Origin of the sequence: Amycolatopsis rifamycinica (assembly GCF_000695625.1) — a bacterium.
Classification (GTDB): Bacteria; Actinomycetota; Actinomycetes; order Mycobacteriales; family Pseudonocardiaceae; genus Amycolatopsis; species Amycolatopsis rifamycinica.
This window is the reverse complement of record NZ_JMQI01000070.1, coordinates 1-11711: the sequence shown is the minus strand read 5'-3', so window position 1 is coordinate 11711 and position 11711 is coordinate 1. Positions and strand designations below refer to the sequence as shown.

Genomic DNA, 11711 nt, shown 5'->3' with positions numbered 1-11711 from the left:
ACTTGAGTCTGTTCCGCTCAACTTCGTCCGGGTGCGACCGCGTTCGCCGGCAACCGCGAGCCGAGCATGCCGAGCCCGGCCACGGCGAGGCCCGCGCACGCCCCGACCAGCACCCAGGGTAACCAGTCCGCGACCGAGAACAGGGCCACCACGGCCGGCGAAATCACCTGCGCCACAGTGAACGCGTACTGGTAGGCAGCGAGATAACGACCGCGGGCGACCGGTGGTGCCGCGGCCTCGGCGAGCGCCCCCGACCTCGGCCCGAAGACCAGGTCGCCGGCGGCGAACACCAGCGTCGACACCAGCAGGTACACCACCCGCCAGTCCTCGGGCACGAGCAGCACGCCCAGGCTGACCAGGCACCACGCGCAGAACAGCGCCGAGCCGACGCGCATCGCCGCGATCCGCGTCAGCCGGGCGGTGAGCCGCAGCGCGAGCGTGCCGCCGAGACTGGTGAGCACGGTCAGCAGGGCGAGGATCGCCCCCGGCAGCCAGACCGGGCCGTGCAGCCGGTCGAGCACGAACACCGGGGTGCCGATCAGGAAGAAGTCCAGCGAAAGCCCGAAGAGCCCGCTGAACAGGATGAGGGCGAGGTACGGCCGGTCGCGCAGCACGCGCACCGACCGTTCGCGGACCGGCCGGTGCGGCCGGGCGAGCCGGACGAAGAAGACGAGGATCGACGCGGCCGCGAAGAACGTCAGCGCGTCCACGGCGAGCGCGATGACGTAGCCGGCGTTCCCGAGCCACGTCAGCAGCGCCGCCGCCGCGAGCCCGCCCAGGCCGAAGGAAGCGGCCCGCACCATCCCCACTTCGGCGAACGGCCGGTCCTTCGGGCCGTCCCCCGCGACGTCGGCGATGAGCACGAACAGGGAGCTGTAGAAGAGCTGCTGGCCGGCGGACAGCAGGACGGCGGCGACCACCACCGGGCCCGCGCTGGTGGCGACGAGGTACGCCCCGATACCCCCGGCCTGCAGCAGCTGGGCGCCGATCACCACGGTCCGCGGCCCGACGCGGTCGACGAGCCGGCCGGCGAGCGGCGGCACCACGAGCCCGCCGACGGCACCCAGGGTGACGGCGGTGCCGGCCACGGCCAGCGGCACGCCGACCACCTGCGTCACGTAGACCAGCCCCAACGGGAGGAACAGACCTGAGCCGAAGTTGTCGATCCCCAGCGCGCTCAGCAGCGCGACCCGGTCACGCGTCACCCCACCGACGTTAACCCGGGCGAACGCCGTCAAGTCAGGACCGAACGGACACTTTCCCCAGGACCGAAGGACACTTGCGGTGGGCCTTTCCGCCCTGGTGTCACTTGGTCGTGTCAGCCAGGCAGGCGTCACTGCCGAGGGCGCGGCGGAGATCGGTGTTCATCTCCGCCAGGCGCGCGGTGAGGTCGGTGACGCGCTCGTCGTCCCAGTCGCCGAGCGCCTTCTCCATGAATTCGATGTAGTTGGCGCGCCAGCGGGCGAGCTCGGCCCGGCCCTTCTCGGACACGCTCACCAGGGACGCGCGGCCGTCTTCGGGCGCGGGACGGCGGTCGATCAGCCCGGCCGCGGACAGCTGGGTGATCTGCCTGCTGACCACCGAAAGGTCGACGAACCGGCGTTTCGCCAGCTCGGACGGCCGCGTCTCGCCGTTCTTCGCCAGGTCGGACAGCAGCATCGCGGCCGCCGGGTGCAGTCCGGGCTCGCGCTGCCAGGCTTGCATGATCCAGGCGTGCTGGAGCTGGGACGCGGTCTTCAGCTCGCGCATGAGCTCGACCCGGACGTCGTCGTCGGTGTTGTCGAAGCCCATCGGCACCTCCTTGGTTGCGCCATACAAGTATATTGCCGGACGCTTGCGCGGAACAACCATCGCGCCGGTGAGGTCGCCCACCCCTGACCGGGCCGGATACACCCGGTCGGAGCAACAATGCGGGCAAAAGGGCGCCCGGCGGCTACCCTGCGGACGGGTGCTGCGCGCGGCGCACTCCAGTGACGTTGAGTGACGAGGTGGGAGCAGTGGCGATGGACCCGGGAGGCGGGCCCCGACCCGTGAACAACCTCTCATGACAGCGGACTCCGTCAGCCCGCTCCCCAGGTCCTCGGCCCCGCGTGAAGCCCCCGCGGCCGTGACCGCGATGGTCCGGCTCATCCGGGACAGCTGGGCCAAGTCGGAGCCGTACATCGCGGACATCTCGCAGTTCTTCTACGGGATGCTGTTCACCCTCGCCCCGACCACGCGCGACTTCTTCCCGATCAACATGGAGATCCAGCGCGGCAGGCTGGTGCGCGCGCTGGTGCACATCGTGCAGATGGTCGACCGGCCCGACGACCTCGCGCCGTTCCTGCGCCAGCTGGGCCGCGACCACCGCAAGTTCGGCGTGGTGCCCCGCCACTACGAAGCGGTCGGCACCGCGCTGCTGGCCTCGCTCAAGAACCACCTCGGCCCGCAGTGGACGCCCGAGGTCGAGCGGGCGTGGGCCGAGGCGTTCACCATCGCCGCGCGGGCCATGCAGGACGCCGCCGCGTCGGACACGAACCCGCCGTCGTGGTCGGCCACCGTGGTCGAGCACCGGCGGCTGACCTGGGACCTCGCCCTGGTACGGCTGGTGCCCGACCAGCCCGTGCCCTACCACCCCGGCCAGTACGTCAGCGTCGAAGTCCCGCAGCGACCGCGGCTGTGGCGGTACCTCTCGCCGGCGAACGCGCCGCGCGAGGACGGCGGCATCGAGTTCCACGTCCGCGCGATCGACGGCGGCTGGGTCTCCCGCGCCATCGTCAGCCACACCCAGCCCGGGGACGTCTGGCGGCTCGGCCCGCCGCTGGGCCGGATGACGGTCGACCGGGAGTCGTCGCGAGGCGTGCTGATGGTCGCCGGCGGGACGGGCATCACGCCGCTGCGGGCGATCCTCGACCACCTCGCGCTGTGGGGCGAGAACCCGAAGACCCACCTGTTCTACGGCGGCCCGGCCCGCGAGGACCTCTACGACCTCGAAGAGCTGCGCGCGCTCGCCGCCACGAACCCCTGGCTGACCGTCACGCCGGTCGTCGAGCGCGGCGGCGACGTCCCGGGGTACGAGCAGGGGACGCTGGCCGAGGCCGTCACGCGGTACGGCTCGTGGCCGGGCCACGACATCCTCGTGTCCGGCTCGCCGGCGATGATCCGCGCGACGGTGTCGCGCATGCTGGTCGCGGGCAGCGCGCTGCACCAGATCCAGTACGACCCGTTCACCATCGACTAGTCACCACCGCGCGGGCGGCGGTCCGCCGTCCGTGAATGAATTCGTTACGCTTCGGAAATCGCTAACCGGTAACGGATTAATCCGGCGGCGTGATCATTTTTACGCTCAGGCAGACGGGGTTCACGAGGCGTACCGGAATTGCTCCGTTCGAGCGGAACGCGCGGAATCACGCGCATCTGCACGGGAATTCGCCTACAGTCGGGAACCCTCGGGGGCGGCACCGCCACAGTGACGCCGCAGGCACGGCGCAAAAAGCATTGGCACGACTGGAGATTACCGTTCCCGATGAATGCTGAATCCGTGAAGATCTCCACCATGCCCGAGACGCTTCCCGTTTCGGCCGTGGAAGGTCGAGAGCTGGCCCGGTTGATTCGTGAGAGTTTCGCGGAGGTCGAACCGGAAGCAGATGAACTGGCGCAGTACTTCTACGGCGCGTTGTTCGTGGTCGCCCCCGATTGCCGGGATCTGTTCCCGGTGACCATGACGACGCAGCGGAGCAGGCTGCTGCGCGCGCTGGTGTACGTGGTGCAGATGGTCGACCGGCCCGACGAGCTGGTCACGTTCCTGGGGCAACTGGGCCGCGACCACCGGAAGTTTTCCGTCGTCTCCCGGCACTACGACGCCGTGGGCATCGCACTGATCGCGGCGCTGAAACGGTTCCTCAAGGAGAAGTGGACCACCGAGGTCGCATCGGCGTGGACCACGGCGTACGGGCTCGTCGCCAGAACGATGCGCGAAGCCGCCCAGGCGGAGACAGGGCCGGCGGCCTGGGCGGCGACCGTGCTCGAGCACCGGAAGCTCAGCCGCGACGTCGCCCTGGTGAAGGTGCGCACCGAAGGCCTCCTGCCGTACCGCGCCGGCGGGTACGTCAGCGTCGAGGTGCCGCAGCGGCCGCGGTTCTGGCGCTACCTTTCGCCGGCGAACGCACCCCGCGGCGACGGGCAGCTCACCTTCCACGTGCGCGCGGTGCCCGGCGGCTGGGTCAGCGGGAGCATCGTCAACCACACCAGACCGGGGGACGTCTGGCGGCTCGGGCCGTCGATGGGCGCGCTGGACGTGCGCCCGACCTCGACGAAGCGGCCGCTGCTGATGATCGGCGGCGGCACCGGGATCACGCCGCTGCTGGCGATCCTCGACGACCAGTCCCGCTGGAAGCGCAACCCGCCCGTGCACCTGTTCTTCGGCGGACGGCGACCGGAAGACCTGTACGCGCTGGAGGAGCTGCGCCGGCTGGCCGCGACGTCGAAATGGCTGACGGTCACCCCGGTCACCGAGGAGGGCGCCCTGGCCGGCGGCGACCGCGGCACGCTCGCCCACGCCGTCACCCAGCGCGGCGCGTGGCAGAACCACGACGTCCTCGTTTCCGGCTCGCCGCCGATGATCCAGGCGACCGTGGCACAGCTGCTGGCCAGGGGGATCGACCTGGAGCGAATATCGTACGACCACTTCACCCTGGACTGAGGATTCTCGCTATCGTCGCCGATATGGAGATGACTATTCCGGTTTCGGACGGCACCATCGGCGGCTACCTGGCGGAGCCCGACGGCCCGGGCCCCCACCCGGGCGTGGTACTCGTCCACGACGCGTTCGGACTGAGCCAGGACACGAAGAACATCACCGACCGCTTCGCCCGCGAGGGGTATCTCGCGCTCAGCCCCGACATGTATTCGCGCGGGGGCATGCGCCGCTGCGTGCGCCGGGTGTTTTCGGACATGTTCGCCACCAAGGGGCGCTCGTTCGACGACATCGAGGCGGCCCGCACCCTCCTGGCCGCGCGGCCGGACTGCTCGGGCCGGATCGGCATCGCCGGGTTCTGCATGGGCGGCGGCTTCGCGCTCGTCGCCGCGTCACGCGGGTTCGAGGCGTCCGCGCCGTACTACGGGCAGTTGCCGAAGAACCTCTCGGTGCTCGACGACGCCTGTCCGGTCGTCGCCAGCTTCGGCAAGAAGGACTTCGGGTTGCGCGGCGCGGCGGCGAAGCTCGAGACGGCACTGACCGAGCGTGGCATCCCGCACGACGTCAAGGAGTACCCGGGCGCGAGCCACGGGTTCGCCAACAAGATCGACGCCGCGGCACCGGTGAACCTGCTGCTCAAGGTCGTCGGCTTCACCTACCAGCACGAGGCGGCCGAAGACGCGTGGCGCCGAGTGACGTCTTTCTTCGGCGAACACCTGCAGCAGCCGTCCCGACCTTCGAACTGATCCGACTGGCGCAGCGAATTCGTCGAACGGCGGTAGTTCGTTGACCGTTGTGCCCGAATCGCCTTATGGTCTAGACCACATCTTCCCCGGATGTGCTCGTTCGTCCTCCCCTCCGGAACAACGCTGTTCCCCTTCGAGGAGCCGAAAATGACCTGGAAACGAAAGCTCTTCGCGGCCGCGGCCGGCGCCTTGTTCGCGCCGGTGCTGGTCGTCGTCCTCCCCGCCACCTCCGCGAGCGCCCACGGTTACGTGTCCGATCCGCCCAGCCGACAAGCCAACTGCGCGGCCGGGAAGGTCTCCGGCTGCGGCCAGATCGTCTACGAGCCGCAGAGCGTCGAAGGTCCGAAGGGCCTGCGCAGCTGCAACGCCGGGTTGTCGCAGTTCGCCGAGCTGACCGACGAGTCGAAGCCGTGGCCGGCCAAGTCGGTGGGCAGCACGGTGACGTTCAACTGGGTGTTCACCGCCCGGCACGCGACGTCGAACTACGAGTACTACGTCGGCGGCACCCGCGTCGCGGTGTTCAACGGCAACAACCAGCAGCCGCCGTCGACGTTGTCGCACACGGTGAACCTGGCCGGCTATTCAGGCCGGATCAAGGTGCTGGCGATCTGGAACATCTCGGACACGGCCAACGCGTTCTACAGCTGCGTCGACCTGCAGGTCGGCGGGGGCGGCACCCCGCCGCCGACGACCACGCCGCCCCCGACCACGACCCCGCCGCCCACCACGACGACCACCGCGCCGCCCACGAGTGGCACCTGGGCGGCGGGCACGGCGTACAAGGCCGGCGACGTCGTGACCTACGGCGGCGCGAGCTACCGCTGCATCCAGCCGCACACGGCGATCGCGGGCTGGGAGCCGCCGAACACCCCGGCCCTCTGGCAGCGCCAGTGAGAGTGGTCCTGGCCGTCGTCGCGCTGCTGCTGACCGGCTGCGCGACGGCGGCCGCCTCACCGCACAACGCGGCCGACGTGATGTTCCTGCAGATGCTCATCCCCCAGAACCAGCAGGGGATCGAGATCGTCCGGCTGGCTTCGGGCCGCCCGCTCCCGGCATCGCTGAAGGAGCTGGCGGCGGCGATCGAGGCGACGCAGCGGACCGAGGTCGAGGACATGCGGCGCTGGCTGCGCGAGTGGAACCAGCCGGAGGCGATGGACGCGAACCCGCAGGCGCACGCGGGCCACGGCGGCATGAAGACGGCCTCGCCGGACCTGGTGGGCGCGCTGCGGACGGCGCCGGACAGCGAGTTCACCCGCCGCTTCCTGGACGTCCTCACGGGACAGCAGCAAGGAGCGGTCGAGCTGGCCCAGGCGGAGAACGGCGCCGGCGGCGGAGTCAACGCCCAGGCCCGGGACCTGGCTCGCCGGGTGATCGAGTCCCGGACGGCCGAGGTGAAGCAGCTGCTGAACACCAAGACGTGACCCGCGGCGCACGAAGGCCTCCCCGGTCGCCCGGGGAGGCCTTCGGTGGTCCGGTGGTCCGGTGATCCGGTGGTCAGCGGCGCTTGGGGCGCCAGACCACCAACGCCGTCTGCTGGTTGAGCGGCACCAGGTCCCGGCGGTAGGACGCGTGCGCCGCCGCCGTCGCCTGTTCCGCCGCCACGTACGCCGCGGTCAGTTCCTCGGTGAGCTCGGAGATCCGGGCCCGCAGCGCGTCGACCTGGTTCTCCAGCTCGATGATGCGCTTGATGCCGGCCAGGTTGACGCCGTCCTCCTGCGACAGGCGCTGGACCTCGCGCAGCAGCGCGATGTCCCGCATCGAGTAGCGCCGCCCGCCGCCGGGGGTGCGGCCCGGTGACACCAGGCCCTGCCGGTCGTACGTGCGCAACGTCTGCGCGTGCATCCCGGCGAGCTGGGCCGCCACCGAGATGACGAACACCGGGGTCTCCTCGTCCCCTTCCTGGGGAATCCCGCCGAACACCACTCTCACCTACCTTGCAGCAGCTCGGTGATCTCGGGCCGGGGGTCGTGCCCGGCCATCGCCTCGGCGTACGCCTGCAGTGCTTCGCGCGCCTTGTCGTCCAGTTTGGCGGGAATCGCCGCCTGGAGGGTGACGAGCAGGTCACCTTGCGAGCCGTCGCGTTTGGCGATGCCCTTGCCGCGCACCCGCAGCACCCGTCCGCTCGCGGTGCCCGGCGGCACCTTGAGCGAGACCTTGCCGTCCAGCGTCGGCACCGTGATCGTGGTGCCGAGCGCCAGTTCGGTGAAGTCCACCGGCACGGTGATCGTCAGGTCGAGCGCCTTGCGCCCGAACAGCGCGTGCGGCGCCACGTGCACCCGGACGTACAGGTCGCCGGCCTGCGCCCCGCCCCGGCCCGGCTCGCCCTGGCCGGCCAGCCGGATGCGCTGGTCGTCGTCGACGCCCGGCGGGATCCGGACGGTCAGCGTCCGCGTCCGCGTGCTGATGCCTTCGCCGCCGCACTCGGGGCACGGGTCGTCGATGATCGTCCCGCGGCCGCGGCAGTCGCGGCACGGCTCCGAGAACGCGAACGCGCCCTGGCTGCGGCTGACCAGCCCCGCACCGGAACAGGTCGGGCAGGTCCGCGGCGACGTGCCCGGCCGGGCACCGTTGCCGCCGCAGGTCGCACAGGTCGCCGGGCTCGACAGCCGCAGCGGCAGGGTCGCGCCCTTGACCGCCTCGGTGAAGTCGATCCGGACGTCCGTCTCGACGTCGGCACCGCGCTGCGGCCGGTTCGCCGTCGCGCCCGCCGACGACCGGCCGCGGCCGAAGATCCCGCCGAGGATGTCGCCGAGCCCGCCGAAACCGCCCTGCTGGCCGGCGCCGGCCTGGCCGAAGATGTCGCCCATGTCGAAGCTGCCGGAGCCGCCGCCACCGGGGAAGTTGAAGCCGCCCCCGCCGCCGAACAGCCGCCGCGCCTCGTCGTACTCCTTGCGCTTGCTCGCGTCGGAGAGCACGCCGTAGGCCTCGGAGACCGCCTTGAACTTCTGCTCCGCCTGCGCGTTGCCGGCGTTCGCGTCCGGGTGGTTCTCCTTGGCCAGCTTCCGGTAGGCCTTCTTGATCTCGTCAGCGGTGGCGTCGGAGGAGACGCCCAGCTCACGGTAGAAGTCCTTACCGATCCATTCCCGTGCACTCATCGGGCGTCTCCTCCTCCCACTTGGTTTCCGCTACTGCTGTTGCTCATCGACTCCGCCGCCGAGTGGCAGCTCGCCACCGACGGACGGGTCCACCGGGGCCGCACCGGGCTCGTGGTCGGTCACGCCGACCAGCGCCGCCCGCAGTACGCGGTCCCCGAAGCGGTACCCGCGGCGCATGACCACGGTGACCGTCGGGCCCGCCACGTCCGGCGAGGTGTTGTGCTGCACGGCCTCGTGCACGCTCGGGTCGAAGGGCTCGCCCTCGGCGCCGAACGACTCGAGGCCCGCGCGCTGCAGGCCGCTGATCAGCTTGTCGCCGACGGCCTTGAACGCGCCGGTGAGGTCGCCGTGCTGCTCGGCCCGCTCGAGGTCGTCGAGCAGCGGCAGCAGGTCGTTCACCACGGTCGCCTTCGCGCCGATCACGACCGCTTCGCGGTCACGCTCGACCCGCTTGCGGTAGTTGGCGTACTCGGCCTGCAGGCGCTGGAGGTCGGCGGTGCGCTCGGCCAGCTCCTTCTCGACGTCGGAGACGACCGACACCGAGTCCTCCATGATCGTCTCGCCGAGCGAGGGGCCCGCGTGCTCCACGGGCGCCTCCTCCGGCTCCGGCGCGGCGTGGGCCGGACCGGGCGGGCGGACCTGCCCGGTCTGGGGGTCCACCCGACGACGGTCCCGCACGACCACCGGCTCCTCGGGGCCGCGGCCCTGGTTCTCGGATTCGTCGTAGCTGTGGGTCACTTCTTCGGGTCCTCTTCGACGATCTCGGCGTCCACCACGTCATCGGCCTTGGCCTGGCCGCCGGCCGCACCGGCGTCCCCGGCCGCACCCGCACCCGCACCGCCGGCGGCACCGGCCGCCGCGTCGGCGTTCGCGTTGGCGTACAGGGCGGTGCCCAGCTCCTGCGAAGCGGCGTTCAGCTTCTCGATCGCCTCGCGGATCTTGGTCGAGTCCGTGCCCTTCAGCGACTCGTTGGCCTCGTCGATCGCGGACTTGACCTTGCCCTTGAGGTCTTCGGGCAGCTTGTCGTCGTTGTCCTTGACGAACTTCTCGGTCTGGTAGACCAGCGTCTCCGCCTGGTTGCGGGTCTCCGCTTCCTCGCGGCGCTTCTTGTCTTCCTCGGCGTGGGCCTCGGCGTCCTTGACCATGCGCTCGATGTCGTCCTTCGGCAGCGCGGAGCCACCGGTGATCGTCATCGACTGTTCCTTGTTCGTGCCCAGGTCCTTCGCGGTCACGTGCACGATGCCGTTGGCGTCGATGTCGAAAGTGACCTCGATCTGCGGCACGCCACGCGGGGCCGGCGGGAGACCGGTCAGCTCGAACATGCCGAGCTTCTTGTTGTGCGCGGCGATCTCGCGCTCACCCTGGAACACCTGGATCTGCACCGACGGCTGGTTGTCGTCCGCGGTGGAGAAGATCTCCGAACGCTTGGTCGGGATCGTGGTGTTGCGCTCGATGAGCTTGGTGAAGACGCCACCCTTGGTCTCGATGCCGAGCGACAGCGGCGTGACGTCCAGCAGCAGGACGTCCTTGACCTCGCCCTTGAGGACACCGGCCTGCAGCGCCGCGCCGACCGCGACGACCTCGTCCGGGTTCACGCCCTTGTTCGGCTCGCGGCCGCCGGTCAGCTCCTTGACCAGGTCAGACACGGCCGGCATGCGGGTGGAACCACCGACGAGCACGACGTGGTCGATGTCGCCGACGGCGATGCCCGCGTCCCGGATCACGTTGTTGAACGGGTTGCGGGTGCGCTCGAGCAGGTCCGCGGTGATCTTCTGGAACTCGGCGCGCGACAGCGTCTCGTCGAGGAACAGCGGGTTCTTGTCCGCGTCGACGGTGATGTACGGCAGGTTGATGCTGGCCGAGTTCGAGCTCGACAGCTCGATCTTCGCCTTTTCGGCCGCCTCGCGGATGCGCTGCAGCGCCATCTTGTCCTTGGTCAGGTCGATGCCGTTCGTGGCCTTGAACTTGTCGACCAGCCACTTGACGATGCGCTCGTCCCAGTCGTCACCACCGAGGTGGTTGTCACCGGAGGTGGCGCGGACCTCGACGACGCCCTCGCCGATCTCCAGCAGCGAGACGTCGAAGGTGCCACCACCGAGGTCGAAGACCAGGATGGTCTGCTCTTTTTCGCCCTTGTCCAGGCCGTACGCCAGCGCGGCGGCGGTCGGCTCGTTGACGATGCGGAGCACGTTCAGGCCGGCGATCTGCCCGGCTTCCTTGGTGGCCTGCCGCTGGGCGTCCTCGAAGTACGCCGGGACGGTGATGACCGCGTCGGTGATCGTCTCGCCCAGGTACGCCTCGGCGTCGCGCTTGAGCTTCATCAGCACGCGGGCGCTGATTTCCTGGGAGGTGTAGTTCTTCCCGTCGATCTCGGTCTTCCAGTCGGTGCCGATGTGCCGCTTCACGGACCGGATCGTCCGGTCGACGTTCGTGACGGCCTGGTTCTTCGCCGGCTGACCGGTCAGCACTTCACCGTTCTTGGCGAAGGCGACGATCGAAGGGGTGGTCCGGGAGCCTTCCGAGTTGGCGATGACCGTCGGCTCGCCGCCCTCAAGGACGGCGACGACCGAGTTGGTCGTGCCGAGGTCGATGCCGACCGCTCGCGCCATGGTGCTTTCCTCCTGTGTAAGCAGCTCGCCTGCTATGGTTCTTGACCTGCACGTTCGCCCCCATGTTGAGCGGGGCTCTGGCAAGTTCTATCCGGCCTTCGCGCACTCCGTCAAGCCGAACTTGAGCCGGATGCGCTCAACCTTTGTACCCAGCCTAACGAGCCGGTTCGGGTTCTTGTTCCCGGGTCTGGCGGGTGACTGGGCTGTGACGCCGGTCACCTGCTGCGATGGGTCACCGGTAGACCGCCCGCCACCAGGGGCTGGGGCGGACACGGGCGCTTGCCGGAAGCGATGCCGGGCACAGCCGGGCTCATCGGCAGGCTGCCTCGCGGACCGGGGCACGACCGCGCGGACCGGGGCGGCGGCTGCCGCGCCCGAGCCCCCGGCCTCCGCCCCTGCGGGCGGCCTGGTCCCCCGGCCCCAGCCCGGCCCCCGCCTGGCCCGGCCCCGCCTGGCCCGGCCCCCGGCCCCCGGCTCCCCGGCTCCCGGCTCCCGGCTCCCGGCTCCCGGCTCCCGGCTCCCCGGCTCCCGGCTCCCGGCTCCCGGCTCCCGGCTCCCGGCTCCCGGCTCCCGGCTCCCGGCTCCC

The 11711-nt window shown here is 70.5% G+C and carries 11 protein-coding genes; 5 read left to right on the top strand and 6 right to left on the bottom strand.

Annotated features, from left to right (window positions below; all coding sequences use genetic code 11):
* Nucleotides 1-17: 17 nt before the first annotated feature.
* The gene (locus DV20_RS34065; protein WP_043787311.1) at nt 18-1205 is read right to left on the bottom strand and encodes an MFS transporter; all 1188 of its coding nucleotides are present in this window, start codon (nt 1203-1205) and stop codon (nt 18-20) included.
* A gap of 100 nt (nt 1206-1305) precedes the next feature.
* Nucleotides 1306-1791 carry a MarR family winged helix-turn-helix transcriptional regulator gene (locus DV20_RS34060; protein WP_043787310.1) on the bottom strand — a complete coding sequence of 162 codons (486 nt, stop codon included), beginning with the start codon at nt 1789-1791 and terminating at the stop codon, nt 1306-1308.
* 253 nt (nt 1792-2044) lie between these two features.
* Between DV20_RS34060 and DV20_RS34055 the strand changes: the two genes are divergently transcribed.
* The 5 genes from DV20_RS34055 (at nt 2045) to DV20_RS34035 (ending at nt 6842) form a co-directional block, all read left to right on the top strand.
* Nucleotides 2045-3220, top strand: coding sequence for a globin domain-containing protein (locus tag DV20_RS34055; RefSeq protein ID WP_200876557.1), 1176 nt, complete (start codon nt 2045-2047; stop codon nt 3218-3220).
* Between the two features lie 315 nt (nt 3221-3535).
* The gene (locus DV20_RS34050) at nt 3536-4681 is read left to right on the top strand and encodes a globin domain-containing protein (protein WP_235191059.1); all 1146 of its coding nucleotides are present in this window, start codon (nt 3536-3538) and stop codon (nt 4679-4681) included.
* A gap of 23 nt (nt 4682-4704) precedes the next feature.
* On the top strand, nt 4705-5421 hold the full coding sequence (locus DV20_RS34045) for a dienelactone hydrolase family protein (RefSeq protein WP_043787309.1): 717 nt from the start codon (nt 4705-4707) through the stop codon (nt 5419-5421).
* 147 nt (nt 5422-5568) lie between these two features.
* Nucleotides 5569-6315, top strand: a complete 747-nt coding sequence (locus DV20_RS34040; RefSeq protein WP_043787307.1) for a lytic polysaccharide monooxygenase — start codon at nt 5569-5571, stop codon at nt 6313-6315.
* Entirely contained in the window at nt 6312-6842 is a 531-nt protein-coding gene (locus tag DV20_RS34035; protein ID WP_235191058.1) for a DUF305 domain-containing protein, read from the top strand. Before DV20_RS34040 ends, DV20_RS34035 begins: the two co-directional genes overlap by 4 nt.
* A gap of 73 nt (nt 6843-6915) precedes the next feature.
* Here DV20_RS34035 and DV20_RS34030 read toward each other — a convergent pair whose 3' ends face one another.
* Genes DV20_RS34030 through dnaK form a run of 4 tightly spaced genes read right to left on the bottom strand, consistent with a single transcriptional unit; the run spans nt 6916 to nt 11125 of the window.
* Nucleotides 6916-7341 carry a heat shock protein transcriptional repressor HspR gene (locus DV20_RS34030; protein WP_200876559.1) on the bottom strand — a complete coding sequence of 142 codons (426 nt, stop codon included), beginning with the start codon at nt 7339-7341 and terminating at the stop codon, nt 6916-6918.
* A gap of 5 nt (nt 7342-7346) precedes the next feature.
* Entirely contained in the window at nt 7347-8516 is a 1170-nt protein-coding gene (dnaJ, locus tag DV20_RS34025; RefSeq protein ID WP_043787303.1) for a molecular chaperone DnaJ, read from the bottom strand.
* A 30-nt stretch (nt 8517-8546) separates the two neighbouring features.
* Entirely contained in the window at nt 8547-9254 is a 708-nt protein-coding gene (gene grpE, locus DV20_RS34020; protein ID WP_043787301.1) for a nucleotide exchange factor GrpE, read from the bottom strand.
* Nucleotides 9251-11125, bottom strand: a complete 1875-nt coding sequence (gene dnaK / locus DV20_RS34015) for a molecular chaperone DnaK (protein ID WP_043787299.1) — start codon at nt 11123-11125, stop codon at nt 9251-9253. The genes grpE and dnaK overlap by 4 nt, the downstream gene beginning before the upstream one ends.
* Nucleotides 11126-11711 lie beyond the last annotated feature (586 nt).